General features: G+C 38.6%; 24 protein-coding genes, 1 tRNA gene and 1 pseudogene. 15 read left to right on the top strand and 11 right to left on the bottom strand.

The genetic code is table 11. The features are described from left to right. Positions 1–528: 528 nt before the first annotated feature. Positions 529–1,878, bottom strand: coding sequence for a helix-turn-helix domain-containing protein (locus K2F26_RS06745; protein ID WP_220610857.1), 1,350 nt, complete (start codon positions 1,876–1,878; stop codon positions 529–531). Positions 1,879–2,119: 241 nt separating this feature from the next. On the opposite strand from K2F26_RS06745, the gene K2F26_RS06740 reads away from it, so the two are divergent. The 3 genes from K2F26_RS06740 (at position 2,120) to K2F26_RS06730 (ending at position 4,345) form a co-directional block, all read left to right on the top strand. Further along, positions 2,120–3,169 (top strand): hypothetical protein, encoded by a 1,050-nt coding sequence (locus K2F26_RS06740; RefSeq protein WP_220610856.1) that lies wholly within the window; start codon positions 2,120–2,122, stop codon positions 3,167–3,169. A gap of 38 nt (positions 3,170–3,207) precedes the next feature. Then, positions 3,208–3,897, top strand: coding sequence for a hypothetical protein (locus tag K2F26_RS06735; protein ID WP_220610855.1), 690 nt, complete (start codon positions 3,208–3,210; stop codon positions 3,895–3,897). 166 nt (positions 3,898–4,063) lie between these two features. Continuing rightward, entirely contained in the window at positions 4,064–4,345 is a 282-nt protein-coding gene (locus K2F26_RS06730) for an IS4/Tn5 family transposase DNA-binding protein (protein ID WP_246605541.1), read from the top strand. A gap of 39 nt (positions 4,346–4,384) precedes the next feature. Here the strand turns inward: K2F26_RS06730 and K2F26_RS25410 are convergent. Both K2F26_RS25410 and K2F26_RS06720 read right to left on the bottom strand, forming a co-directional pair. Beyond that, positions 4,385–5,439, bottom strand: a protein-coding gene (locus K2F26_RS25410; protein WP_437441054.1) for an IS630 family transposase whose coding sequence is annotated in 2 segments (ribosomal slippage) — positions 4,385–5,044 and positions 5,047–5,439 — 1,053 coding nt in all. Because the reading frame shifts where the segments join, the coding sequence is not laid out codon by codon here. Between the two features lie 289 nt (positions 5,440–5,728). Continuing rightward, positions 5,729–6,358 (bottom strand): GNAT family N-acetyltransferase, encoded by a 630-nt coding sequence (locus tag K2F26_RS06720; protein WP_220610854.1) that lies wholly within the window; start codon positions 6,356–6,358, stop codon positions 5,729–5,731. A gap of 514 nt (positions 6,359–6,872) precedes the next feature. Between K2F26_RS06720 and K2F26_RS06715 the strand changes: the two are divergent. The 3 genes and pseudogenes from K2F26_RS06715 to K2F26_RS06705 form a co-directional block, all read left to right on the top strand. Then, a pseudogene (locus K2F26_RS06715) lies at positions 6,873–7,333 on the top strand (adenylate/guanylate cyclase domain-containing protein); the annotation flags it as partial. A gap of 26 nt (positions 7,334–7,359) precedes the next feature. Further along, positions 7,360–8,526, top strand: coding sequence for a hypothetical protein (locus K2F26_RS06710; protein WP_220610853.1), 1,167 nt, complete (start codon positions 7,360–7,362; stop codon positions 8,524–8,526). 50 nt (positions 8,527–8,576) lie between these two features. Further along, a tRNA-Gly gene (locus tag K2F26_RS06705) sits at positions 8,577–8,647 on the top strand. Positions 8,648–8,872: 225 nt separating this feature from the next. Here the strand turns inward: K2F26_RS06705 and pstB are convergent. From pstB to pstS, 4 genes are all read right to left on the bottom strand, one after another. After that, a complete protein-coding gene (gene pstB, locus K2F26_RS06700; RefSeq protein WP_220611809.1) occupies positions 8,873–9,679 on the bottom strand; it encodes a phosphate ABC transporter ATP-binding protein PstB in 807 nt (268 codons plus the stop codon). Positions 9,680–9,730: 51 nt separating this feature from the next. Then, entirely contained in the window at positions 9,731–10,612 is an 882-nt protein-coding gene (gene pstA, locus K2F26_RS06695) for a phosphate ABC transporter permease PstA (RefSeq protein ID WP_220610852.1), read from the bottom strand. A 163-nt stretch (positions 10,613–10,775) separates the two neighbouring features. Next, positions 10,776–11,726, bottom strand: coding sequence for a phosphate ABC transporter permease subunit PstC (pstC, locus tag K2F26_RS06690; RefSeq protein ID WP_220610851.1), 951 nt, complete (start codon positions 11,724–11,726; stop codon positions 10,776–10,778). 218 nt (positions 11,727–11,944) lie between these two features. After that, positions 11,945–13,126, bottom strand: coding sequence for a phosphate ABC transporter substrate-binding protein PstS (gene pstS / locus K2F26_RS06685; protein WP_220610850.1), 1,182 nt, complete (start codon positions 13,124–13,126; stop codon positions 11,945–11,947). Between the two features lie 381 nt (positions 13,127–13,507). Between pstS and K2F26_RS06680 the strand changes: the two genes are divergently transcribed. Continuing rightward, on the top strand, positions 13,508–14,095 hold the full coding sequence (locus K2F26_RS06680; protein ID WP_220610849.1) for a biotin transporter BioY: 588 nt from the start codon (positions 13,508–13,510) through the stop codon (positions 14,093–14,095). 166 nt (positions 14,096–14,261) lie between these two features. Continuing rightward, entirely contained in the window at positions 14,262–14,738 is a 477-nt protein-coding gene (lspA, locus tag K2F26_RS06675) for a signal peptidase II (protein WP_220610848.1), read from the top strand. A gap of 219 nt (positions 14,739–14,957) precedes the next feature. Here the strand turns inward: lspA and K2F26_RS06670 are convergent, their stop codons facing one another. After that, positions 14,958–15,416, bottom strand: coding sequence for a hypothetical protein (locus K2F26_RS06670; protein WP_220610847.1), 459 nt, complete (start codon positions 15,414–15,416; stop codon positions 14,958–14,960). A 477-nt stretch (positions 15,417–15,893) separates the two neighbouring features. Here K2F26_RS06670 and K2F26_RS06665 point away from each other — a divergent pair, with 477 nt between their 5' ends. Continuing rightward, on the top strand, positions 15,894–18,164 hold the full coding sequence (locus tag K2F26_RS06665) for a transglycosylase domain-containing protein (protein WP_220610846.1): 2,271 nt from the start codon (positions 15,894–15,896) through the stop codon (positions 18,162–18,164). A 127-nt stretch (positions 18,165–18,291) separates the two neighbouring features. Here K2F26_RS06665 and K2F26_RS06660 read toward each other — a convergent pair whose 3' ends face one another. Together K2F26_RS06660 and K2F26_RS06655 are read right to left on the bottom strand one after the other, a co-directional pair. Further along, on the bottom strand, positions 18,292–19,716 hold the full coding sequence (locus tag K2F26_RS06660; RefSeq protein WP_220610845.1) for a DUF4335 domain-containing protein: 1,425 nt from the start codon (positions 19,714–19,716) through the stop codon (positions 18,292–18,294). Then, complete coding sequence (locus tag K2F26_RS06655) at positions 19,713–20,339, bottom strand: DUF3038 domain-containing protein (RefSeq protein ID WP_220610844.1); 627 nt, start codon at positions 20,337–20,339, stop codon at positions 19,713–19,715. Before K2F26_RS06655 ends, K2F26_RS06660 begins: the two co-directional genes overlap by 4 nt. A 430-nt stretch (positions 20,340–20,769) precedes the next feature. Between K2F26_RS06655 and K2F26_RS06650 the strand changes: the two genes are divergently transcribed. The 3 genes from K2F26_RS06650 to K2F26_RS06640 all read left to right on the top strand — a co-directional run bounded on the left by K2F26_RS06650 (position 20,770) and on the right by K2F26_RS06640 (position 22,851). Then, positions 20,770–21,288, top strand: a complete 519-nt coding sequence (locus K2F26_RS06650; protein WP_220610843.1) for an adenine phosphoribosyltransferase — start codon at positions 20,770–20,772, stop codon at positions 21,286–21,288. 94 nt (positions 21,289–21,382) lie between these two features. Continuing rightward, positions 21,383–22,429: an ABC transporter permease gene (locus K2F26_RS06645; protein ID WP_220610842.1), complete on the top strand. Its 1,047-nt coding sequence runs from the start codon at positions 21,383–21,385 to the stop codon at positions 22,427–22,429. Positions 22,430–22,569: 140 nt separating this feature from the next. Then, entirely contained in the window at positions 22,570–22,851 is a 282-nt protein-coding gene (locus K2F26_RS06640; RefSeq protein WP_220610841.1) for a tyrosyl-DNA phosphodiesterase 1, read from the top strand. A 58-nt stretch (positions 22,852–22,909) separates the two neighbouring features. On the opposite strand, the gene K2F26_RS06635 is transcribed toward K2F26_RS06640, so the two are convergent. Next, positions 22,910–23,575 carry a nitroreductase family protein gene (locus K2F26_RS06635; RefSeq protein ID WP_220610840.1) on the bottom strand — a complete coding sequence of 222 codons (666 nt, stop codon included), beginning with the start codon at positions 23,573–23,575 and terminating at the stop codon, positions 22,910–22,912. 399 nt (positions 23,576–23,974) lie between these two features. Here K2F26_RS06635 and K2F26_RS25295 point away from each other — a divergent pair, with 399 nt between their 5' ends. The 3 genes from K2F26_RS25295 to K2F26_RS06625 all read left to right on the top strand — a co-directional run bounded on the left by K2F26_RS25295 (position 23,975) and on the right by K2F26_RS06625 (position 25,203). After that, positions 23,975–24,238, top strand: a complete 264-nt coding sequence (locus K2F26_RS25295) for a 4-Cys prefix domain-containing protein (RefSeq protein ID WP_367890326.1) — start codon at positions 23,975–23,977, stop codon at positions 24,236–24,238. Positions 24,239–24,478: 240 nt separating this feature from the next. Continuing rightward, positions 24,479–24,745: a ribbon-helix-helix domain-containing protein gene (locus tag K2F26_RS06630; protein WP_220610839.1), complete on the top strand. Its 267-nt coding sequence runs from the start codon at positions 24,479–24,481 to the stop codon at positions 24,743–24,745. After that, positions 24,742–25,203, top strand: a complete 462-nt coding sequence (locus K2F26_RS06625) for a type II toxin-antitoxin system VapC family toxin (protein WP_220610838.1) — start codon at positions 24,742–24,744, stop codon at positions 25,201–25,203. The genes K2F26_RS06630 and K2F26_RS06625 overlap by 4 nt, the downstream gene beginning before the upstream one ends. The last annotated feature ends 269 nt before the right edge of the window (positions 25,204–25,472 follow it).

Here is a 25,472-nt window from a genome sequence, read left to right as displayed (position 1 = left end):
TTCTGCCGGAAAATACTGTGCAAATTGTTTCAGAATTTTCTGTACTGTAATGTTTTCTCATTTATTCAGCAAACCCTAATTAAATACAATTTCTATAATATAGTTTTTTATTATTAAAATATATCATATCACATTCCCCAGCACAAGTCAATACTCTTAACTCTTAAAATGCGAAATTTTTTCTTTTTCATAAATAGGAATGATTAAAATCTTGTAGTCCGGGCATCTTGGCCGCCAAAGTTGCCAGCATTCTCACAAAAAAGAACAAAAGTAGGAGTAATTCATGAATTACCCTTGGTAAAAATAAGGTCTGTAAGCACATCTTACGTAAGTCCCAATCTACTTATTTAGGTTCTACCGTACTTGTTATGCTAAATTACCAGTCTGAAAGAGGGAACAGGGAACAGGGAACAGGGTAAAGAGGCAATTTTTGTAAAAATATCCAATATCTGTAGCTTATGTCTTATGTATATTAAGCCTTCCGCAGTTTTTTGAGATTGATTTTGCATACTATGTACTGAAGAACCCTTATTTAAGAAGTGATTTGACATATTCCCTAAAAATAGGAGACAAATGAAACAGAGTTTTATCTGCCTTGGTTTTGATGATGAGATAGCGTTGTTGTAGAGATTGTAGGGCATTAATAAATTCAATAGATGATAAATTCAGGGACTGTTTTAAACTTTCTCTAACCACGGTGTTTTCAATTTTGCTTAGTTCTAAAACGAGTTGCTTTTCCACAGATGACAATCGATCAAATAATTGTTTAAACTGCCTTTTCATCTGAATAGTAATGATTAACTTATTCTCCGCTAAAAATTCAGCAACGTTGGAGTCAAAACACTCTTTGATTAAAGTAGCAATATCTTTTAAGTATTGGGGATTACCTTCATATAATTTAATCAGATTCAGCCAATTATCTTCATCTTTTAAACCCATATTTTCGAGAATTTCTGTGTTATTGATTCCTAATAATTCTAGGCATTTAAAGGGGTACAATTCTTGTTCTAAGCATTGCATTTCTGGACATTTTTCCTGACTGATTAAAATGATCTGGCTTTGATGATAGGTTTCCCTGATTGCTTGGAAAAATGTTTGGTAGTTGCGATATTCCGGTCGGTATTCACCAGCCAATTCACCAGGTGTGAAAAGATTTTGCAAATCATCTAGAACGATTAAGCATTTTTGACGCTGGCAAAGATCCAAGAGGTGTTGAAATTGTTCATGTAATGTTTCCTGGAGTTGCTGTTTGCAGCATTTCAACAAATCACTGATCAGTAAATCAAGACTTTTAGGAAAGGTGAAGTTTCTCCAAATAATGATTTCAAAATGTTGATAATTCAGGTCAATGAATTTTTTTACTAGGGTGGTTTTACCAATACCAGGTAAGCCTAAAACTGAAATGACGCGGCTATTTTGCTTGAGTAGCCAACAGTAAAGGATTTCTAGTTCAGATTCTCGATTGTAAAACTCGAAGATTTGAGGCGCGGTGCTTAAATCGTGATAAGTTAGTTCTTGCTCATTTCCTTGGCATTTATGATTTGCCGCATAGGGATAGTTGCAAATATTAAAACTATTATTACTTTGATGATGATTTTGTATAATAACTGGTGATTCAGTGAGTCTATATCTTTCAATCGTAGAACAAAAATTAGATTTTTTTATATCCTCACTCAAGACAGATGATAAAATTTGCCAGAGTTCTGCCCCCACGTCACTTACATAATTCTTATTAAAATTGCGTTGCTGGGCAATATCATCATAGGTTTGTCTTTGCCATGTTCCCACCACCACAGCCCTTTGCACATCATCCAGATGTTTTCCCGTGTGTTCAATTACCAGCCGATCTACAAATTGTAAAATTTCGTTTACATTCATGAAAACTATACATACTAAGGGTTGTAAGTATTGTAGCAAAAGTTGACCCGATTTTTTCTAATTTTTTCCGTTTTTTTCTTCTAAAATTATTTCACAGAAGAGACGTTTAAATCCGTATTTTTCTGGGTTGTTAAAATCCACAATTAAAGTAAAAGTATAAAGTATCAAATAAAAATTCCCTATCTGCACTAAAACAACAATGAGTCACGTCAATTTTTACCTCCTGCAAAGGTTGGCAACTATGACCACCTTGTTTTGTTGCTTGATTCCGGGCTTGGCTTTAGCTCAGAGTTATCCTAGCGATGGGTATAATACTGAAGCCTTAGACCGAACCAAACAATCAGATCCAAAACTAACCCAGCCTGCAAATGTATCCATATCTGATGATACCTCAGTTTTACCTGTTTTCTCTAACATTGAGACACAAACAACAAAAAATGATTCAGTTCCCACGGTGTTGGCTCAGAAAAATGTTGTCAATGATGAAAATACGTTACCTGGCAAAACAACAACACCAGCAGTCCCCCCGACTCCAGGAGAACTAGATAAGCAAATTCAAGACTTACAGAAACGGCTACAGGTCTTAGAGAACAACATTCCTGAATTTATTTGGACTTCTTCCCCTGGTGATAGTTTTGAGGTACCGAGCGCCTATGGTGCTTCTTTTGGAAATATGGGCATTGGCGCTGGTTTTCAGAGTCGGACTCGTTTTACCCAGACTGCTGATGGTGGTATGGGGATAACTTTTGGTTTAGGTGATCCCGATCATACCATTGGTTTTGATGTCGGTATTAATATCAACGATTTAGGTATTAATGGCAATCAAACCTTTGGTGAGAGGGGTAGTTTTTCCTTTAAGTTGCATCGGGTTTTACCGGGGAATTTTAGGGCTGCTGTAGGGCTGGAAAATTCTTTAGTTTGGGGTGCTACTGATACCAATACTAGTCTTTATGGCGTTGTCAGCAAGGTTGTAAAACTCAAGCAGAGCAAGTTTGACCCCTTTAGTCGGCTGTATCTTAATGCTGGGCTTGGTAATGGAAGGTTTCGCACGGAGAGTCAAATTTTTAATAATACTGATTCCGTGGGTGTTTTTGGTAGTGCTGGTTTGAGGGTAATTGACCAGATGAATGTTTTTACTGAATGGACTGGTCAGGATTTAAATGTAGGGCTGTCTATCGCACCTTTTGCGAATACACCCATTGTAATTACTCCTGCGGCTATTGACATCACGGGTAGTGCGGGAGACGGTGTGAGACTTGGTATTAGCATAGGCTACGGATTTCAATTTTAAAATTGGCAACTTTTGTAATTCATAAAAAGGTGATGATCATGAAATTTTCTTTCCGGGAACAAAAAATTAATTTTGCAATGGTTTTATTTCTAAGTCCATTATTTGCTACTACTCTTTTGGGTAAGCCTGTACTAGCACAGCAAACGTCTCAATCGGATAAATTTGTAGCTACTATCAGCTACGAAGTGACAGATGAGAATGGGAATTGCTGGAGAATTTCATTGAACCATGAATCTTACTCATCCGACGCTAATATCCAATGGATTGAGGAAGAACTCGTTAAGTTCATTCAATTACAGAAAGCGCAAGTATTCGGTAAAGTTAGTAATTTTCGCCATCATACTAAAATTGTGCCAATAAAATCTTTAAAGCTGGTTGAAGGGAAGGATTATAAATTAGTAAAAAGTTCTCAACAAATAAGTGAAAATATTGATACTTTTACTAAAGATTTTGAACAGGTAGCAGATGTTTTATCTACTTTAATATCACCCAATAAGCAGGTAACTATAACTGAGATTAATAATCTGACGAAGGCGGTTAATAATTTAAGAAAATCTACATATATTGTAGGAGAGGATATGAAAAATATTTCTAAACAAGTTTCCTCTGAAGAAGACTTAATTGCTGTAAAAGATATGGTAAAATCTATTGAAACAGTAACGCTTTTATTAGAAAATCTCACTCCTCAACTTAACCAGATTCACTTGGCAATTTCCACAAGTGATTAGAGGTTGTTTGAAAACTTTTTCGTGTGGGATTTGACACCCGCAGATCCCCCTAAATCCCCCTTAAAAAGCTATCCATTACCCACATCTTTCTTAACATAAAATTTGACAAAATCCAGGGATTGTGTATTGAGTATGAAAATACCCAGAGTCAAACCAGAGTCAGTCAATGGAAGAGTGGATCACACAAGAACTGGAAAGAACCGAGTTAGGGCATAAAACAAGAACCAAAAGGTTAATCAAAATAGTGTCAAATCTGAGTGCATCACCAGAAGCCAGTGTACCGCAAGCAAGTGGAACATGGTCGCAAACCAAAGCTACTTATGACTTCTGGGATTCACCCTACATCAAACCATCCATGATTAGACAAGGACATCTTGATGCAACAGTAGAGAGAATTGCCAAGCATCAGGTAGTCTTGGCGATACAAGATACAACAGAAATAAACTAAGTAAGTCGGCGGGGAAATTTATAACTATGTAACGTAAATTTAACAATTAGTATTACTGTTAAATTTAATACGTACCGTACTATGTTTTCTTGTTTTTCCCCTAGCATTCACCCCATTTATAACGGCATAAGCAAGGTCTAACTCGTCCTCAAACATTTGTCCCGATAGCTCATCTTTTTTCAGATGCAGCCACTCTAATTCAATTGGGTTCATCTCGGAGCAATATTTAAGTAGAAAAAAGATGTATAAACCCTGACGTTCCCACTTTGACCACAACTGTTTTACTTCTTGGCATCGGTGTATGAGACCGTTATCCTGTACTATTACTATTATACGTCCCAATCTTTCCGCCTCTTGGGCTTCATGCTCCATCATTTGGATATAAGATTTGCGATTCACTCCGCCAATAACTAAGCCATAAACAAAGCTGATTAAAGGTTGAAGAAGCCCAATTATGCTTAATCTGCGTCCACGACGCTTTGTTTGCTCTAAATGTTTTTGCTCACCTCGTTGGTAATATGTATAACTTGGCTCACTCCACATACAACAACCTGATTCATCCAAATATTTCAGGTCTATTTCTCCCGTAGCGGCAGACAATTCCAACATATCTAAGTCTGCTTGCTTAATTTCTCTACTTTTCGGGTCTTGTTTTCCTTTGTGGCTCTTTCTGGCTCGTTTCCAAATGACCCCCTTTTTTTGAGTACCCGTCTTAACCTATCGGGACTCATTTCAATTTGGCGTTCACTCTTGAGTTTTTCAGCTAGTTGATGGCTGTTATATGTTCGGGGTTCTTGTTTCAAGCATTCTTCCAGATAAACTATGTCTTCTTCTGTGTACTTGGTTTTTCCACCTCTACCTGGTAATTCCCAAAGTCCTTCCAGCCCTAGTTTCTGCCATTTATGCAATACTTCGCTGATTGTTTGTGGAGTCCAATTAAAATGATTTGCTATTTTTTCCACGTACCAGCCATGTGCATTTAACCTCACTACCTCTGCTCGGTCTTTGACTTTCTGTGGCACATCCACAGTTCTCAGTTTTAACAGCATTTCGTCTTGCTTACGAGTTAAAAATACCCTCAAACGAGCGCCCATATCTCTATCACCTTGGTAGATGTCTTCTCCGTATTTACTTATCTTTACATAGTTCGGTTTTTTCACGCCGACTTACTTAGTAGCCAGAAAAAAGAAAGTCAAATCTTCCGAATTATCACGGCTTTTTTGGGGATTTTTATGTCAATTTTTCAGAATTACGTCTTTTTTCCCTTGGTTCATTAGTGAAATTGATGGTTTAGTGAGGGTTAGACAACAAAAACTTATCTTTATTTCTGCTTGACTACCCACTCAATTTTCCTCAAGGTTTTTTCGACTTTTTCAGCAAACCCTAACTATAGCAGGAGTCAGGTGTTCCAGGAGTCAGGCGTTTATGCAAGAAAATCTGTCGTGAGGGATAAAAGAAAAAGCTGTTCCAATTAGATTCAACTCCATACACGCGATATCCCAACTTGAAATACAACTGCCTGGCTTGATAATTATTTTCCAAGACATGAAGATATAAATCTTCAAATCCCCAGTCTTGGCACACTTGTTCACAACTAATCAGTAAACTGGAAGCCAAACCATACCGACGGTATTTTGGGTGAACAGCTAAATTAGACAAATAGGGATAACTCTTTTGAATATTTGTCCAACTATCATTGAAACGCACACCCAGTTCCACAGTTCCCAGTATTTGATGATTTCCTGTGGAACTGGTGTCAACAGCCACCAAACAGACGTGATGAGGTGTCATTGACGCTAGACGATACTTTAAGTCTTCATAAATACCCAAACGGAATAAAGGAAAAGCCCATCCCCATAAACCTTTTTGGGAGTGAAAACTTTCAGCAATGATTTGGGCAATCCCCGGTAAATCAGCAGATGTAGCTGCACGGATTTGGAACTGCCAAGAATTGAGGATACGTGTATCTGTAACTAACTGTTGGTGATGTGGGTGAAAAAACCAGGATTTCAAAGCTAGTTGAGGATTGAGGTTAATTTAAGGAAAGTTGGCTTGAGTATAGTTTTTGTAATTCGTCACTTGTCATTAGTCATGAGGTTATGCTGTAGTTGAGACTGTGGAAACTCACGGCGAAGCCTGTCACCGATCACGTTGTGATTGCTCAATAGACATCTCGTGGTAATTAAATGTGCATAATCCCCGAATCCCTGTAGAGACAATTCATGAATTGTCCCTACAATAATTTTCATCAGATGTCTAATTACCAAGAGGTACTTGTTTAATACTATACTTTATTTTGAAATATAGCTATTATATGTCATATTCATCACGCTACCATAACCCAGATCACAAAAAATCAGCTTTAAGTGTTAGTATCACGGATGGAATGGGAAAAATCAATATATATTTTATACTCTTTTCTCTGGATGACAGGGTCTGATGTAGCACCAGCAGGTTATAAAAGGAGGTGAGAAAAGAATTAGTCAGTTGAAATTTACACAGTGAATCAAAAATGACAATCCAATTAACTGTCCTGCGGAAGAGGGGAGATGCTATCTTAGCTTTGTACGGAGCGCCAGAAGACCTCACACCCAATGAGCAGATGCGTCGTGCTATCAATACTGCCAGAGGAATGCAACAAGCCCTGGTAAATTTAAATAAGCGTTGGCTAGAACAGGGTATATTTGAAACAGATGGGTGTAAAGGCGTACAGTTTCGCTGTGGCATCCACCAAGGTACAGTAGTCGTGGGGATGTTTGGTAGGAAGAACGTGCTGATTATACGGCTATAGGTCCTTCTGTGAATATTGCTGCTAGATTGCAAGCCGCGGCTATACCTGGTACTATCTTAGTTTCTGCTGCTGTTGCTGATTATTTGCAGGAAGAAGAAATTACTAAAGGTAGTCCCCTGGAACTGAAAGGAATAGATGAAACAGTTCTCACTTTTGTCGTGAGAACAGATTTAGATGCTTCTATAGCTAATGAGTAAAGTCAAGTTGTACTGGATATTCAAACATGAACAATGTCAAATCCAGTTTTAAACTGTATGATGAAACCATCAAATACAGACATACTGATCCACCTTGGTTTTGGACTGCTGTATTTACAAGTTCGATTTTCCTACATCTGTTAGTGTTTTGGTTATTGCGCTCCTATGGCCAATTTTCACCGTGGCTTCCTCGGTCAAATCAAGATTATATTGCTATTGATTTAATAGATATTCAACCTTCTGTAGAATCACAAGAATCACAACCTACAACCGTTAAACCAAAAGTTTCTTCTTCAAGTCAAAAGTCTGTTACAGCATCTTTACCAAAAACCACTCTCACCACTCCTGAAAACCCAGATGATCAGGTGATAAGTTCTGATCCCAATCTTTCACAACAGGGAGAAAGCGAAAATACTGAGGTTAATAATCAACCATTAGAACCCACACTTACACCTACACCCACACCTACATTTACACCCACACCTACATTTACACCTCAAGTACAATTTACTCCCAAACCTACTCCCACACAGACTATTCCATTCAATGATCTTCCCTGGAATCGTCGTCAAGAAATCAAGTTGGGAAAGGGAACTTTATTACCAAATGATATTCCTTCAGAGTCACCAACTCCAGAACCAGAACCAGAAACTGCATCAACTCCCACTCCAGAAACTACACCAACTCCCACTCCAGAAGAAACCACAACTCCCACATCAGAAACTACACCAACTCCCACTCCAGAAGAAACCACAACTCCCACATCAGAAGAAACCACAACTCCAAAAGCAGGGGGTTTACTAGCTAATATTGCGCCTATACTTAGAGATGAAATAGAACAATTAAGACAAGATGGAAAATTAAGAGTAGATGGTTTACCTGATGTACTGGCAGAATATCAAGGTTCTCCAAGCAAGGAATTAGAGCTTAATTTTCTTGCAAGTGACTCTGGATTAAAACCAGCAAATATACTAGCCAGTTTAATTATTGATAAAAACGGTAACTTTCAACAAGCAGTAATTATCAATCTCGAACCTGCGGCACTTCGCAGTGAAAAAAGTATTTATGAACAAGCATTAAATGATATTTTTCAACAAGAAATCTTTGTGGGTGCGTATAATCAGGATGGCTCAAAACCAGAGTTAAGCAATTTATATGTGCGTATTAAAATTGAGCCGATAAATTTTCAATAAGGGCTTGCAATTTCAGGAAGGTTCTGTTATCTTTAAATAGATGGAAATTCGCGGGCGTAGTTTAGTGGTAAAACTATAGCCTTCCAAGCTATTAATGCGGGTTCGATTCCCGCCGCCCGCTTAGTTGTAAAACCTTTAATGTATTTAGTTTTAAAGGTAGAGATGGCAGAAAGTTAAAAACTCTCTTGATCTAATTTCTAGCAATATTCTATCAATGTCGATTTTCAAAGTTTAGGATATAAACCATTAAGAATTAACAAATATAACAAGAGTCAGTAGGAGTTTAGCAATGTGCTTTACTCCTACAAGATTCAGGTATAAACAAACTGTGACACAACTACAATAGTTAACCAAATCTACCGCTAATATAAGCTTTTGTATCTTCTTGTTGCGGATTGTTGAAAATTAATTCTGTTGGGGCGTATTCTACTAAATAACCTGTACGTTCCCCTTTGTCTGCGGTTTTAACATTAAAGAAAGCTGTTCTATCAGAAACCCGCGCAGCTTGTTGCATATTGTGGGTAACAATCACAATCGTGTATTGTTCTTTAAGTTCGTGAATGAGTTCTTCAACCCGCAAAGTGGAAATAGGATCAAGAGCAGAACAAGGTTCATCCATGAGTATTACTTCTGGTTGCACTGCGATCGCTCTAGCGATACATAACCTTTGTTGTTGTCCACCAGAAAGAGACAAACCACTTTGGTTGAGTTTATCTTTCACTTCATCCCACAAAGCTGCTTGACGCAAACTCCGTTCTACCAATTCATCAATATTACCTCTGTAGCCGTTAATTCTCGCGCCAAAAGCAATATTTTCTTTAATTGATTTTGGAAAAGGGTTTGGTCGTTGAAACACCATCCCGATGCGACGACGCACTTCTACTGGATCAATGTCAGGTGCATACAAATTCTTATTGTCAAAATAAACTTTGCCTTCTGCACGAAATGAGTCAATTAAATCATTCAGACGATTATAGCAACGTAGTAATGTACTTTTACCACAACCAGAAGGACCAATAAAAGCGGTAACTTGATTTTTGGGAATATCTAACCAAATATTTTGTACAGCTAGGAAGTTACCGTAATAAATATTGAGGTTTTCTGTACGTAACACAACGTTAGCATCGTTGATTGTACTAGGGTTAGTAGTCATAGATATTTTAGAGTTAGGTTGTAAAGTAGGCATAATGTTTATGATCTTTTGTTAAGCTTTCTGTCTAGTTGCCCAGCGAGCGATAATACTTGTAATCAGAACCATCAAGACCAAAATTAAAGAAGCAGCCCAAGCTAGAGACTGCCAATTTTGGAAAGGTGAAATAGCGAAGTTGTAAACTAAAACAGCTAAAGAAGCGGTAGGTTTGAGTAAACCATCAGGCCAAAAAGAAGAAAAGAGAGCAGTAAACAATAATGGTGCTGTTTCTCCCGATGCTCTGGCGATCGCCAAAGTCGAACCAGTTACAATAGCTGGTAAAGCTGCTGGTACAACAACTTGTATAACTGTTTGAAAGTTAGTTGCGCCTAACCCCAAAGATGCTTGTCGTAAATCCTGGGGTACAAGCTGTAAAGCTTCATCAGTTGTACGGACAATAATTGGTAACATTAAAATTGCCAACGCAAACCCACCACCCAAAGCTGAGTAAGAGCCTAACTTCAGATTTGTCAATGTCAGAACTACAATCGAGTATGCAAACACACCTGCAATAATTGAGGGAACACCACTCAAAACATTAGTAGCAAAGCGTACCCATCGAGCAATTTTCCCATTACTAAATTCCGTTAAATAAATAGCTGCTAATACTCCAGTAGGAATACTGATGATAGCACCAATACCCACCATCAGCAAAGTTCCCAAAATGGCATTACCGAAACCACCCCCTTTTCTGAAAGGTGCTGGTGGTAGTTGGGTAAACACATCAAAGCTGAGACTGCTGAAGCCTTTAAACAATACATAAGAAAGTACAGCCAACAAAGGAAATAGCGCCAATGCTCCACAGATAAACGCTACTACTGTCATCACCATGTTAAATAAAGTGCGGGGAGAAGTAGGGGAGCGAGTCAGGCTATTTTGGGGAAATAGAGAAGTCATTCTATTTTAGATTTTGGATTTTAGATTTTGGATTGACTCTACAAAAAGTCATTTTTGCTTGTATATATAACTAGCAATCAGAAACCGAATTAGTATGAAAAAACGTGCATAATTTTAAATGTTCATCTGCATTTTTTCATAATCGTTCTGATTGCTGCTGCAACTAAAATTTTTTAACCCGAAGAACAATAAACTCTGCCAGAATATTAACTAACAACGTCAGTAAAAACAACACTAAAGCAGCGTACATCAAAGCCGAAACTTGCAGACCGCTGGCTTCAGAAAATTGATTTGCTAGTAGTGAAGAAATGGTATTAGAAGGAGCTAACAAAGAAATATTAATATTGTTAGAATTACCAATTAACATGGTGACAGCCATTGTTTCACCCATTGCTCGGCCAAGTGCTAACATCACAGCACTGACAATACCGGAAAATGCAGCAGGAATCAGGACTTGAAAAATAGTTTCCCAACGAGTTGCACCCAGTCCTAAAGCTGCTTGACGTAAACTAGGGGGAAGGGAAATTAAAGCATCACGGGAGATAGCAGTGATAATCGGCAAAGTCATAATTGCTAAAATCACTCCTGCGGGTAACATCCCCGGACCTGTAGGCGTAGAACTAAAAAAGGGTATCCAACCTAAAGAACTATGTAACCATTTACCCAGATCATTTAAAATCGGGATTAAAACAAAAATTCCCCATACTCCATAGACAACACTAGGAATAGCAGCTAGTAATTCTACTAAAAATACTAAAACCAGCCGCACCTGAGATGGGAGAAAATTCTCACTTAATAAAATCGCCGTACCCACGCCAATGGGTACTGCTAACAACAAGCCAATAAAAGAACTCATCAGAGTTCCATAAATTGCTGGTAAAACTCCATAGTTATCATTAACTGGGTTCCAACTGCTTTGAAGTAAAAAGCCCAATCCAAATTCTTGGATAGCAGGCCAAGCACTAGAAGCGACTTGCAACGCTATCCACAGGAGAATACCAGCGATCGCCAGAGCAAAAATCCTTGTCAACCAAATAAAGCCCCTATCTAGAGATTTATCAAGTTCCGAGCGTTGTTTAACAGCTAATGACAGATTCTGAAAATTTGTATTCATGAATACTGACTCTAGAAAGAAAATCGGAAAAAATGTGAGGGGAACCAAATAAAAGTCAAAAGTCACAAGTCAAATGCTTGCGGTGATAACCTTGGGGGTGGCTATAAATGAAATTATCATTTCGTTACCTTTTGGCATTTAATACTAAAGAATCAGGGATCCCAACTGATTTGATAATTCAATGATTGAATATCTTGAGCATAGACGGAAGAGTGAAATTACTTACTCGCATTGGTGGAGTCACCAACAGCAATTTTATAATCAGGACTTATGGCATCAGCAGCAGCAGCGACCTTAGTCACCACATTTGCTGGTAAAGGCACATAACCTAGTTCACCAGCCAGCTTTTGTCCATCAGTCAAAGCATACTCGATAGCCGCTTCCATTGCTTTCGCTTTAGCTGCATCAGGATACTTTTTATAAGCCAGAATCCAAGTATAAGTGACAATGGGGTAAGAATCTGCACCTTCTGGATCAGAAATAAAGGCGCGGAGATTTTCTGGTAAGGTTACAGCTTCTAAAGTTTTAGATGCTGATTCCTCGTTAGCAGTAATCAATTTACCACTTTTATTTTCCAGAGCCGCAGTTTTTAAATTACTTTGTTTAGCGTAGCCGTACTCTACGTAACCAATAGCACCTTGAGTTTGTTGGATCTGGGCAGTGACACCTTCATTACCCTTACCACCAACGCCCACTGGCCATTTTACACTTTTTCCTTCACCAACTTTTTCTTTCCACTCTGGACTAATAGCACTGAGATGTTTGGTAAATACACCTGTAGTTCCACTACCATCAGCACGATGGATGACAGTTATGGGTTGGTTTGGTAACTTAGCATCAGGATTAGCTTTGGCGATCGCTGGATCATTCCAGGTTTTGATTTTACCTAGTAGAATATCAGTATATACGGTTCGTGGTAGTTTCAGTTCAGGAACATCTGGCAGGTTATAAGCCAGGACAATGCTACCAGCAGTTACAGGCAGCATCATTACCCCTTTATCTGCTGGTATTTTGGCGATTTCCTCATCCTTCATGGCCACATCACTAGCACCAAAGTCTACAGTACCTTTGGTAAACTGTTCAACTCCAGCACCACTACCCACTGACTGATAGTTAACTTTTAAACTCGGATATTTTTTGTTCAATTCAGTAAACCAAGTTTGGTAAAGTGGAGCAGGAAAAGATGCACCAGCACCTGTCAATGTAACATCTCCACCTAAATCCAAATTTTTACCAGAGGTAGTGGCAGCAGTATTTTCAGTATTGCCTGAATTATCAGTATTAGCAGTGTTGTTTGGGCTAGAATCTGCCCCACAAGCCGCTACACCCAATGCTAGTGCTACTACGGAAATAGCGGTTTTGAGGCGATTATTTTTAACAGAAATTTTGCGTAATAGCATTGTTGTCTAAATTTTGTAAGTTGCCATAATCAGAGAAGCGCCTCTAACATACCTCTAAATATTTAATCTCAGGTAAACAAAAGGTTAACAAACCACAAATTTTCTGTTTTCCTGATCAATGTCCAAAATTTATCTGATAGTTGTTACTAATAGTGATACAAATTATACTGTAATTAAAGATAATTTCAGGAAAAATATTGAAAAACTTGCTCCTGTAAGTTACTTCTGCAAACAAATATTCTGACTCCTGATTCCTGACTACTGACTACTGACTCCTGACTACTGACTCCTGAATTCTTACTTGATTGGTTACATTTGCAATTTTTACATATACTGGTTGCTGTTAGTGTTACCTTTGGGCTATTCCCTATTGCCTGATCAATGTTTGCTGCTTCCAATCAATTACTATGGTCCATGATTGGCTTACTCCTAACAATGGGTGGCACGTTCCTAGAAGCCTATGGTACTACCTTACCTTGGAGTTGGAGTCAGCAAGGAATTAAAACTTTTTCTTTAGGTGTCAGCTATCAAGTTGGTGCAGTGCTGTTGGTAGGTTGTTTAGGAGGTAAAAATGCTGGTGCGCTTTCCCAGATTGCTTATTTAGTGATGGGATTAACATTATTGCCTGTATTTGCCGAAGGAGGCGGTATAGGATATGTTAAACTATCTCAGTTTGGCTATTTGCTCGGTTTTATTCCAGGAGCTTGGATTTGCGGCTATTTTGCCTTTAAAGCCAGACCTCGTTTAGAAACCCTGGCTTTTAGTTGCCTTTGCGGCTTGTTAACCGTCCACTTATGCGGTATTGCCTATTTAATGATCAGTTATCTTTTTCCCTGGAGAGGTGCAGAATATCTACCTTTAATGCAAGCTATCCTCAAATATTCTTGGTTTTCACTTCCAGGTCAACTAGCTGTAGTCTGCGCTGTCACCATCATAGCTTATGTACTACGACATATCATGTTTTATTAGTCAATTAAGAGTTACATAGAATAAGGGAACAGGGAGATGGGGAGATGGGGAGAAGAAATATTTACCTCCTGACTTTTGCCTTCTGCCTTTTGCCTTCTGCCTTTTGCCTTCTGACTTTTGCCTTCTGACTTTTGCCTTCTGCCTCCTGACTCCTGAAAAATTTACCATGCGTTTAAAAAATCGACTTTTTTGGATTGCTGCTTTCGTTGCTTTTGTGGTAGACCAATTAACAAAATTATGGGTAGTAAAAACCTTTGAGTTAGGAGAAACATTACCACTGCTACCAGGAATATTTCACTTTACATATCTCACCAACACTGGGGCTGCTTTTAGTATTTTAAGTGGAAAAGTAGAATGGTTGCGCTGGTTATCCTTGGGAGTGAGTTTAGTGTTGATAGCGATCGCATCCTGGGGACCAGTATTAAGTTTTTGGGAACAGTTAGGTTATGGTTTAATTTTAGGTGGAGCTATGGGTAATGGTATTGATAGATTTGCTTTAGGCTACGTCGTTGATTTTCTCGATTTTCGCCTCATCAACTTTGCAGTCTTTAATCTGGCTGATTCTTGTATTAGTATTGGTATTGTTTGTTTGTTAATTGCATCTTTCCAAAAAACACCAAATTCTCATCACAGAATACGATAACAATTGATAATTGATAATTGTCCATTGTCAATTGTCAATTGTTGAAATATCTCTATCGCCAATACCAGCGTTTTCTTGACATTGAAAAATCCGCTGTTTAGTGATAGAGACTATTTTTTGTTGATGCAAACTTGTACAAAATCCCCTGATCGAACAAATAAATAAATGTAGCGAAAGTTGTTCTTTAAGGAGTAGAAATTTGAGTTAAAAGATTCAGATTTAAGTACCAGAAGGGGCAGTTTGTGGTAGAATATTCACAGGAACTTGCTCTGGGCTAGAAAACTCTGTTACAGGAGAGCTTTCTGGAACAGGAGTCAATTGGTTGGAATTATCAGGATTTGGGCTAGTTGGTGTAACTGGTACTGTGGTAGTATTTAAGTCGGTATTGCTCTCAATAGAATTAGTTTCTGGATTAGTTTGTAGATTAGTTTCTGGATTAGTTTCTGGATTAGTTTGTAGATTAGTTTCTGGTGATGAAACAGGACTCAGAAAATTCCTATCAAGTGGTATCCCACCTGGACAACGTGAGTTAAGCGGGAAACGTTGGCAGAGAATTTCCATTCCTTCTGGTGACATCTTAATTTCCGCCGCTGTACCCATAGAGGAGTCACTTGATTCTACCAACAAAGATTCACTTGATTGAGCCATAGCAGCGTTACCAGTAAGCGCCAAAGTCATGGCGGTACCAATCAGGGTCAGAGATTTTCCCTTCATTCTGAAATTAACCTCAAGGTCAACGGAACACTGCGCTAATTAAATCAAACTCTTGATGGGACAAAATCAGTCGCAAGGAAGATGTAAAATTTCTTGAATAATGCTAAGAGCCTTTGACAAAAGTAAAATTTAAATATTTTGTCAATTGAATAGAAGTTTTAAGGAATACACAGAGAAAGATTGTATTTGAACTTGTACCGCTGGCTTTATTCGATAAAATCAGCATTTTATCTCCAAGCAACAAATTTGTGATGTAGAAAGCAGTGACAAAGATTACAAGTTAATTTTACTTGCCAATCCATCAAAAGGTTTACTTGAATACCTTTAAATTCAGTACAGCCAATTTATTTCTGGCTTTTGAGTAAAATGGTGTAAGACTAGCATTAAAATTGCGATCCGTGCGATTCTGTCTTCACCAACAGCCGTGATGTGATATAGCCGATGAGTTCCCCGCAACCGCCGCAAAAGCCGCAAACCTTACTTGGTCAACTGACGCAAGCAGTAAATACAATTCAAGCCAGGGTAGATTTTTCCAAACTGGCGCTCAAGCCAAATGCCAAAGTACCGGAAATCTGGGTGCAGGATGCGGGAGCGGACAAAGCGGAAATATATCCCCTATTGGGCGATCGCTATATACTTGGTCGCAGTTCCAAATCCTGCGATATCGTCGTCCGCAACCCAGTAGTCAGCCAGATTCACCTGTCCCTGTCGCGTGATTCCAGCCAAAGAACACCAGTTTTCACCATCAAAGATGAAAATTCCACCAATGGCATTTATATTGGCAAGCGCAGAGTTACATCCCTAGAACTGCGTCATGGTGACGTTTTCACCTTGGGTCCCCCAGAACTTGCTGCTTCAGTGCGTTTGCAATACTTCGATCCGCCTCCCTGGTATATCAAAGCAGGAACATGGGCATTTTATGGTGTTGGGAGTGTCAGCGCCTTATTTGCCCTAGCTATTGGCTTAGAATGGACAAAATTTTCCGTTAGACCCCTACCTACAGCCACCAGCGCCCCGGTAGTCATTTATGCCCGTGATGGTTCTACACCCCTACGAGAACCACGGAACATCGCTCACGTAGACTTAAAACAGTTATCAGAATTTGGTCCTTACCTACCTGCTGCGGTAGTCGCTTCTGAAGATAGTCGTTATTACTGGCACTTTGGAGTTGATCCTTTAGGGATTTTGCGAGCCGTATTAATCAATAGTCGTAGCGGTGACGTACAACAGGGAGCAAGTACAGTTACTCAACAACTTGCCCGCAGTTTATTCCGCGATTATGTAGGTAGACAAGATTCCTTGGGGCGGAAAGTGCGTGAAGCTATTGTCTCCCTGAAGTTAGAAACCTTTTACAGCAAAGATGAAATTTTACTGACTTACCTCAACAGAGTATTTTTAGGTGGTGATACTTCGGGCTTTGAAGATGCGGCTAAATATTACTTTGAAAAATCAGCCAAAGAATTAACATTAGCAGAAGCAGCGACCCTAGTAGCAATTTTACCCGCACCCAACGCCTTTAATTTTTGTGGAGATGGTCCAAGAAAACTGGACGCAGCAGATTACCGCAATCGTGTAATTAGGCGGATGCTGGACATGGGCAAAATTAGCGTCGAAGATGCCAACCGTGCCAGACGTTCTACAGTGCAAGTTAGTCCTAAAGTTTGCGAAAGACAAGCTCAGACTATTGCCCCTTACTTTTATAATTACGTCTTTCAAGAACTGGAATCAATATTAGGAGAGGGCGCAGCAAGAGAGGGTAACTATATCATCGAAACCCAGTTAGATCCGGCAATGCAAGCCCAGGCAGAAACAGCCCTGCGAAATTCTGTGAGTAACGTCGGGTCAAACCTGCGATTTTCCCAAGGTGCGCTTGTTACATTAGACGCGAAAACTGGCAGCATCTTAGCAATGGTAGGAGGGACTGATTACAAAAAAAGTCAATTTAATCGGGCGGTACAAGCTCAAAGACAACCGGGTTCTACCTTCAAAATTTTTGCTTACGCTGCGGCTTTAGAACAAGGAATACCAACATCAAGAACCTATTCTTGCTCCGCTGTACCTTGGGGTGGCTTTACCTACAGACCCTGCCGCTCTGGTGGTGGTAGTTTAGATGTAGCCACAAGTTTGGCACTTTCAGAAAACCCTATTGCTTTAAGAATTGCCAGAGAAGTAGGATTAAATAAAGTTGTAGAAATGGCGCAGCGTTTAGGAGTCAAATCCTCACTGGAAGCTGTTCCTGGTTTAGTCTTGGGTCAAAGTGTAGTCAACGTTTTAGAAATGACCGGTGCTTTTGGTGCTATTAGTAATCGTGGTGTGTGGAATCGCCCCCATGCTATTAGCAGGATTTTAGACAGTAGCGATTGTGAAGATCGCAATGATTTAAAGACCTGCCGTGTTATCTATTCCTACGATCAAGATCGAGAGAGTAATCAGCGAGTGCTAAAAACAAGTATCGCCAATACAATGACCGATATGATGCAGAGGGTAGTTTCCAGTGGTACTGGTCGTGGTGCATCTATTGGACTGGGAGAAGAAGCGGGTAAAACTGGAACAACAGATAAAAACGTTGACTTATGGTTTATTGGTTTTATTCCCAGTCGGCAACTTGTAACAGGTATTTGGCTAGGAAATGATAATAATTCCCCCACATCTGGTAGCAGTGGTCAAGCAGCTCAGTTATGGGGGAATTATATGCGGAAAATCGCCAAATAAATTGGTAATGGGTAATTGGTAATTGGTAATGGGTAATTGGTAATTGGTAATTGGCAATTAGGTTATTCATCCTCCCAGTCACCAGTCACCAGTCACCAGTCACCAGTCACCAGTCACCAGTCACCAGTTACCTATATCCATCCCAAGGAGTGACTTCCAGAGTACCGTTAGATTTGAAGACTACTTGGAAGTGGGCAAGAGGTTCTTTATTGTTGGGAGCAGCTTGATTTGACCCGTAGACAGATTGAAACATTTGTGGTAAGGGTGTTTCCCGAAAATAGTCAAAGGCGACTTGATTAAGTGGTTCATAGTCAGCGATGACACCTATTTTGTTGACCGCTACCCGATATCTCAATTCTCTGTTAAAGGTAGGTGTGACGCTCCAATTTTGGCGAATTGTATTATAAAGCTTTTGATTTAAGTCTTTGACTGTACTAGAATCAGTGATTTTTTCACCGATGACATCTGGTGTTCTGGTATATCCCAACCAAGGACTAACTTCTAAGACACCTTGTCTAGTAAAAACTACTCGAAATTGAGCAATGGGTTCGTTGGTGACATTGCCGTTAGCAGGATTGTAGAGTAATTTTGGCAGTGGAGTTTTTTCTATTGCATCATTGGCATTTTTGTTAACAGCTTTATAACCAATAATACTGCCATCACCAGCCACACCTAAACGATAGACTAAATCTTCTGTAATTTCCGAACGATTCTCCCAGACAGGATGAATTTGGTTATACACTTGGCGATTCAATGCTCGTAGCTGGGAGGGGTCAGTAATTTCTGGAACTGTATTTAGAAGTGCTTCTAAATCTTTAATAATCGGTGTAGGTGAGTCCGTAGGTGATGCTGTTTGTGTGGGTGAGTCTGTGGGTGATGCTTCACCTGTAGGTGTGGCAGTGGGTGTTGCAGTGCTGGTTTGTTCTTCTTGTTTCGGTTCGGGTGGACGTACCTGGGGGGGAGGAATTAAGCTAAAGGCTATCGCTGCTACTGCTAAACTCGATACTCCTACAGTTGCTGGTACTGCTTGTTTTAATACAGCTTGACTAGTACCCCCATAGCGTCTTGTGACTGGTTGTAGTTCTAGTGTTAACTCTGGTAAGGTTTGGGTATCAGCAAAAAACTGGTCTACAGCCTCGACTAAATCAAATAATTGCACTGTATTCAAATCAATTTGAATAGATGGCTGAGGCAGTTCGTTTGATTGAGATTGCAAACTATCACCAGTAATTTCTGAATGTACAATTAACTTGTGTCTGTTGCTATCAATTTTTTGTAACTCGACTAACTCTGAGTCACCGTTGTGTGCTTGGGGATTGGGTACATTACTTAAAAATTCTTGGGCATAGGCGCTTACTGCCCTGACTAAGCTTTCAAAAAATTCCCGGCCTCCGGCTATAGGTTGACTATGACCAGATAAATAGCATTCTGCATTCACCAATATAGATAATTCTGGACGCAGTTCTTGAAATTGGGTTGTGGGGGCGACATCACTTAACCCTTCTAAGAGCAGTGTGCAATTAGGTAAACTGTACTTACGTTGAATATTCATTCTACTTCACCATCAAAAAGAGAAATCCAAAAACGCTGCATTCCAGCTGTACCTGTGCAGAATAGTAATTTTGCTAATAAGTCTATAGCCAGTTCATCTAATTTTTCGTCTGAGTTTAATGTTAGTAAAACAGAACGTCTGGCATTCATGCGGCTTTTAAAATGCGCTCTAAACCGTTCTAGATAATTAGCTAGTCTTAAATTTTGCTCTAGTGGAATCTGCTTTTCTGATAATTGCTGATATATCATGAGCAACTGCCGGATGACAACTGTTAACCGCCGCGCTATGTAGCAAGCAATTACTACTAAAGCTTTTGCTTCCATGACTGTCAGGGGACGACGGGTGTGCGCTCTTCGTAGAGGGTTAGAAGCACGCATTCGCCAGAGGTTTACTCGGTTTTTGACAATTCCTGTCAGGTCTAGTTCTTGGGCAAAAGCGAGGATGGCTTCAGAACCACCCAATTCTAAAGCTTCAATTGCCAGTAACATCAGGTCTATTTCTACTGTGGTTCTGCGGGGGCAGCCCTTGGGTCCTATGGCTGGATCTGGTAATGTGTCCAGTATCATCGGCATGGACTCAGGAGTTGGATCATTCAATGACTTTACGCTTGCGGAGACATTCATGCTCTAAAATACCTTGTGTTATGCCAACAGACTGAGTGAGATGAGTAAAACAACATTAAACACTATTTAAGATAGATAGCTAAACCAGAACTCAGGTTTTGTGCTTATGGATAAGCATCTTAATATATACAATACTTACTCTTGTTATACCAAGATTACCGTATATTCTAATGAAACTTTTAAAGCATCAGTTTACTAACCTACCTAGTTTAACGGTACAAATACATCTCTAGCTTGGGTTAAATTCTTAGTTATTGTCAATGATTGACGAAACATACAGCAATAACCTTCAGGAGATGACATAATAGTGTACGATTTTTCAGGGAATTGGTGACTGGTGACTGGTGATTGGTGACTGGTGACTGGTGACTGGGTAAAAACTAAATTCTTACTATTCCCTATTTTCTATTCCCTGTTACTACTGAATACTATGGATTTAAAATCTCTGATTCGTGACATACCAGATTTTCCTAAGCCTGGAATTGTATTTCGGGATATTACCACTCTACTGCGTAATCCAGAAGGTTTGCGCTACACTATTGACTTTTTAGCACAAAAATGTATTGAACTTGAAATCCCAGTTGATTGCATTGTGGGTATGGAATCAAGGGGTTTCATTTTTGGCGCACCTCTGGCTTATAAATTGGGATCTGGTTTTATTCCGGTTCGCAAAAAAGGCAAGTTACCCGCAGCAGTTCACAGAATTGATTATGAACTAGAGTATGGTACAGATTGCTTGGAGGTACATCAGGATGCTTTACATCCAGGTAGTAGGGTGTTGATTGTAGATGATTTAATTGCTACAGGTGGAACTGCAAGTGCAACAGCTACGTTGGTACAGAAGATTGGCTGTGAACTTGTGGGTTTTGGGTTTATCATCGAGCTACGGGATTTGCAAGGACGCAAGTATTTACCGGATGTACCAATTATTTCTTTGGTGGAATATTAGGTGATTGGTGATTGGTGATTAGGAGGATAAATAAAATAATGACTAATGACTAATAACTAATAACTAATGACTAACAACTAACAACTAACAACTAATGACTAATACAAAAATTGCTTTAGAAACTGGTCGAGATTGGCTGATTAAGCTAATCACAGATGAAACTTTTATTTATGTCATAAAACGACTGCTACAGGCTTTGTTAACTATTTTTCTAGCTTCTGCGTTGTCGTTTTTTGTGATGAAATTGTCACCAGGTACTTTTTTACTTACATTGATACACAATTCTAAGATTTCACCAGAACGGATTGAAGAAATTAAACAACAGTTTGGTTTGGATAAGTCTTGGTCTGAGCAATTTTGGCTATGGTTGAGACAAATTGTTACTCAGGGTGATTTTGGGACAAGTTTTGTTTATCAGCGTTCTGTGTCGTCTTTGTTGTGGGAGAGAGTACCAGCGACTTTGTTGTTAGCGATCGCTTCTTTATTTACAACTTGGGCGATCGCTATTCCTCTGGGTATCCTCGCTGCGGTTAAACAAAATCGCCCCACGGACAAAATTTTACAGGTTTTAAGTTACGCTGGACAGGGTGTTCCTAGTTTTATCACTGCTTTATTTTTATTATTCTTTGCTCAAGTCACTACCCCATTGTTTCCTGTGGGTAACATGACTAGCATTGATCATGGTGAACTGACATGGTTCGGAAAAATCTTAGATATCGGTTGGCACATGATTTTACCTTTGATTGCGTTAAGTATTACCAGTTTTGCTGGTTTACAAAGAATCATGCGTGGTCAATTATTGGATGTTTTGCGGCAAGATTATATTCAAACTGCTCGTGCTAAAGGATTACCAGAAAACCGTGTTATTTATGTTCATGCTTTGCGGAATGCTATTAACCCTTTAATTACTTTGTTAGGATTTGAATTAGCAAGTTTATTAAGTGGTGCATTTATTACAGAAAACTTCTTTAACTGGCCTGGTTTGGGTAAATTAACTTTACAAGCTGTTTTGGCAAAAGATGAATATTTAGTCATGGCTAGTTTAGTGATGAGTGCGGTTTTATTAATTCTAGGAAATTTAATTGCTGATTTAATGTTAAAAGCTGCTGATCCAAGAATTAAATTAGAGGATTTGAATTAGTCAGGAGTCAGGAGTCGTAGGGGCGAAACATTCGGAAAATAGGCTTTTCATAAAATTGATAATTGATCGCCCGAATGCTTCGCCCGTACAGAAGTCAGGAGTCATTAGTTAATTCTACCCAATCACCAATCACCAATATTATGCTTTCTCAGGTTTATTATATTATTCGGTCAAAAACAGATGGTAAATATCTCACTGCAAAAGTTGATGATGATAGATCAGGATATTTATTATTATTCAAAGAAGATTTTGAAGCACTCAGTTATTTAAATGCTCATGCTGCTGATTTAGCAAATCGTTTAGCTGTAGAGTCTATTCCTGGTACACAAATAGGAAGTTTATTAAAACGTTGGGGTTTTGCTGGTGTGGGAGTAGTTAATGATCCTTTATTGCCTAAGATTGAGTTTTTACAACATAATTGAGTAAGGACAATTCATGAATTGTCCCTACTTTTTGAAATGTCTAATTAGAGATGTCTAATTAACCTTGATATGGGTTGTCTATTTTATCCACAAATACATTAGCAGATAACGGTAGACGACCAGGATTTAAACGGGGTTCGGCTGCATAACCCACAGGTACAACCACTGCAATACCTATATCTGGGTTATTCTCTGCACCAATCACGGCTTTAACTTTATCTTCAATCCAACCATTCATAAAACAGGTAGATAAACCCAAACTTTCTGCTGCTAATACTAAATTTGTAGCAGCTATCATGGCATCTTTAATAGCATATTCCCGACGCTTATCTCCTAAAGCTTCTTGAAATTGGGGAATAGCATTTCTAAAATAATTAACTGTTCCCTCATTCCAAGCACCGGTTTTTAATCCCTGTTCTAAAATGGGTGTTAAATCTTGTTCTCCAGCAGTTGCATCAGCAGCAAATACAAAGGTTACAGGTGCTTGAATGATTTGTTTTTGATTCCAAGATGCTTCACATAATGCAGCTTTTTGGGTTTCATCTTTAACTAAAACTATTCTCCAAGATTGGGTGTTAAAACTACTGGGTGCAGCTACAGTTAGTTCTACCAGTTGTTTAAGCATTTCTGGGGAAATGGGATCTGGTTTAAAGGTTTTGATAGAACGACGTTGTAATATAGCTGTAGGTACGTCTAATGCTTGGATTTGAGTTGTAGAAGTCATTTGATTTTTGATTTTTGATTTTGGGTTTTTGATTTTGGAATTATGTCCTGTGCTTAGGGTAACGCTTTTTTGTACGGAGTTCAAATAGTAGGTGACAGGTGAGAGTAATAAGAAAGACTTTGATTGTCTAAATTGCAGATCAGATAAAATGTAGTTATAATTACTGCTATAATTAGGGTTTGCTGAATAAATCTGAAAACTTTACAGGTAAAGGGTTTTAGGTATTTTGACTTTCAAAAAGTGCAAGCTTTTATGAGGTGGCAACTGAAAAACCTTGCACTTAATTCCTACTTAAAGAAAAAATCGTTCCTATCCAACTCTTGAAACTGTCACCTGTCACCTGTCACTGGTCCTTCACAGATAACTTTTTCAGCAAACCCTAATTACCCACCTGCATCTATGAGTCAGTGTCTCAACTCCGACTGTCTACAGCAAAACCCATCAGGGACTATTTTCTGTCAACGTTGTGGCAGTAAAATGATTTTGGGTGACAGATATTGCGCTGTACTTTTTATTAAGGATTTTCAGGATTTAATTTTCAGTAAAAACCTGAGAAGGGATGAAACAAAAAACATCCTCCTTTTCTTCTTAGCGTCTTTGCTTCTTAGCGACTTTGCGCGAAATAAAATCTTATTTGTCAGAATCAGGATATCCAGGATTTAAGGATTTTCAGGATGTGATTGAAAGTTTGATTTTGAGGATGTGAGGATTTTTTAGATGTTCTATAAATAATGATGTAGATAATTTTTAAAAGATGTAATTTTTCCATGATTTTTAAATAATCTGATAAATTATCAAATAAAAATCCTGTTAATCTTCAAATCCTGAAAATCCTGATTCTGACAATTTATGTTATGATCATAATAATTGAAATCTCTATAAAAGTCTTTGAGAGTTTCACCCATGAATAATCTTAATGTTATCACTCTACCTGATAATTTATACAAAGAACTGCAAAAATTAGCTGAATCTGAAAACGATTCCGTAGAATCTCAAGTTGTGGCACTATTACAGAACGCTTTACAGATAAAAAAACAACAAATAGAAGCTCAACGCCGTGAAAATGTGCTAAAAGTCATAGAGGAAAGTCGCAATCGTCGGCGCTTAAACCCTGCGGATTTTGGACTACCAGATAGTACAGAAATGATTAGAGAAGATAGAGACAGATGACTACTACTTTGAAATGTGTATTAGATACCAGTGTGTGCATTAAATATTTTATTGCAGATTCACTCAGTCCTAAAGTTATTGAACTGTTTACTCACCTTGCTTATCCAGAAACAGAAATTTTTGTTCCAGACTTATTTTACATAGAATGTACAAATGTTTTCTTGAAATATGTACGTGCAAATATGTATACTTCTGCTGAGGTACAGGCAGATTTAGCTACTCTGAAAAATTTACAATTACAAGTTGTTTCGACAGCAAACTTGATGGATGATGCAGTTAATATCGCCTTAAATTACAATATTTCTGCTTACGATGCTTCTTATGTTGCACTTTCAAAACATAAGAATGCTACTTTGTTAACGCTAGATAAGAAGTTAGTTAAGGCTTTAGCAACTTCATCCTATAATATTTTTTTGTTTAACGAGTTTCAAATTCCACCTTTACCACATAATGGATAAGTTGAAAAGACGTTATATATGGGCGACACGGATTTCCATTATATTAATATATGTCAAGTGCGGTGATTTTGTCAAGTGTTTTTTGTCTGATTCAGGCAAAATGATAGAAATGCGATATTATTATATAAAAATATTTCCCAAAATTGAGGAATAATAAAAAAATGGCTGCAACAGAAATAAAATTTACCCTCACCTTACCCGAAGTTCCAGAAATTCATCGTTTAGAAGCTGAGAAAAAAGCCAAAGAATTTTAATTTACAAATAATTTT

The organism is Sphaerospermopsis torques-reginae ITEP-024 (assembly GCF_019598945.1).
In the GTDB taxonomy this organism is placed as follows: Bacteria; Cyanobacteriota; Cyanobacteriia; order Cyanobacteriales; family Nostocaceae; genus Sphaerospermopsis.
The sequence above is the reverse complement of the archived record's forward strand: the minus strand, read 5'-3'. Positions and strand labels throughout refer to the sequence as shown.

What these genes read in the sequence shown, in the direction of transcription:
- K2F26_RS06745 (WP_220610857.1), bottom strand. Translation starts at nt 1,878, where the DNA reads ATGAATGTAAACGAAATTTTACAATTTGTAGATCGGCTGGTAATTGAA.
- K2F26_RS06740 (WP_220610856.1), top strand. Translation starts at nt 2,120, where the DNA reads ATGACCACCTTGTTTTGTTGCTTGATTCCGGGCTTGGCTTTAGCTCAG.
- K2F26_RS06735 (WP_220610855.1), top strand. Translation starts at nt 3,208, where the DNA reads ATGAAATTTTCTTTCCGGGAACAAAAAATTAATTTTGCAATGGTTTTA.
- K2F26_RS06730 (WP_246605541.1), top strand. Translation starts at nt 4,064, where the DNA reads ATGGAAGAGTGGATCACACAAGAACTGGAAAGAACCGAGTTAGGGCAT.
- K2F26_RS06710 (WP_220610853.1), top strand. Translation starts at nt 7,360, where the DNA reads ATGAACAATGTCAAATCCAGTTTTAAACTGTATGATGAAACCATCAAA.
- pstB (WP_220611809.1), bottom strand. Translation starts at nt 9,679, where the DNA reads ATGACTACTAACCCTAGTACAATCAACGATGCTAACGTTGTGTTACGT.
- pstA (WP_220610852.1), bottom strand. Translation starts at nt 10,612, where the DNA reads ATGACTTCTCTATTTCCCCAAAATAGCCTGACTCGCTCCCCTACTTCT.
- pstC (WP_220610851.1), bottom strand. Translation starts at nt 11,726, where the DNA reads ATGAATACAAATTTTCAGAATCTGTCATTAGCTGTTAAACAACGCTCG.
- pstS (WP_220610850.1), bottom strand. Translation starts at nt 13,126, where the DNA reads ATGCTATTACGCAAAATTTCTGTTAAAAATAATCGCCTCAAAACCGCT.
- K2F26_RS06680 (WP_220610849.1), top strand. Translation starts at nt 13,508, where the DNA reads ATGTTTGCTGCTTCCAATCAATTACTATGGTCCATGATTGGCTTACTC.
- lspA (WP_220610848.1), top strand. Translation starts at nt 14,262, where the DNA reads ATGCGTTTAAAAAATCGACTTTTTTGGATTGCTGCTTTCGTTGCTTTT.
- K2F26_RS06670 (WP_220610847.1), bottom strand. Translation starts at nt 15,416, where the DNA reads ATGACTTTGGCGCTTACTGGTAACGCTGCTATGGCTCAATCAAGTGAA.
- K2F26_RS06665 (WP_220610846.1), top strand. Translation starts at nt 15,894, where the DNA reads ATGAGTTCCCCGCAACCGCCGCAAAAGCCGCAAACCTTACTTGGTCAA.
- K2F26_RS06660 (WP_220610845.1), bottom strand. Translation starts at nt 19,716, where the DNA reads ATGAATATTCAACGTAAGTACAGTTTACCTAATTGCACACTGCTCTTA.
- K2F26_RS06655 (WP_220610844.1), bottom strand. Translation starts at nt 20,339, where the DNA reads ATGAATGTCTCCGCAAGCGTAAAGTCATTGAATGATCCAACTCCTGAG.
- K2F26_RS06650 (WP_220610843.1), top strand. Translation starts at nt 20,770, where the DNA reads ATGGATTTAAAATCTCTGATTCGTGACATACCAGATTTTCCTAAGCCT.
- K2F26_RS06645 (WP_220610842.1), top strand. Translation starts at nt 21,383, where the DNA reads ATGACTAATACAAAAATTGCTTTAGAAACTGGTCGAGATTGGCTGATT.
- K2F26_RS06640 (WP_220610841.1), top strand. Translation starts at nt 22,570, where the DNA reads ATGCTTTCTCAGGTTTATTATATTATTCGGTCAAAAACAGATGGTAAA.
- K2F26_RS06635 (WP_220610840.1), bottom strand. Translation starts at nt 23,575, where the DNA reads ATGACTTCTACAACTCAAATCCAAGCATTAGACGTACCTACAGCTATA.
- K2F26_RS25295 (WP_367890326.1), top strand. Translation starts at nt 23,975, where the DNA reads ATGAGTCAGTGTCTCAACTCCGACTGTCTACAGCAAAACCCATCAGGG.
- K2F26_RS06630 (WP_220610839.1), top strand. Translation starts at nt 24,479, where the DNA reads ATGAATAATCTTAATGTTATCACTCTACCTGATAATTTATACAAAGAA.
- K2F26_RS06625 (WP_220610838.1), top strand. Translation starts at nt 24,742, where the DNA reads ATGACTACTACTTTGAAATGTGTATTAGATACCAGTGTGTGCATTAAA.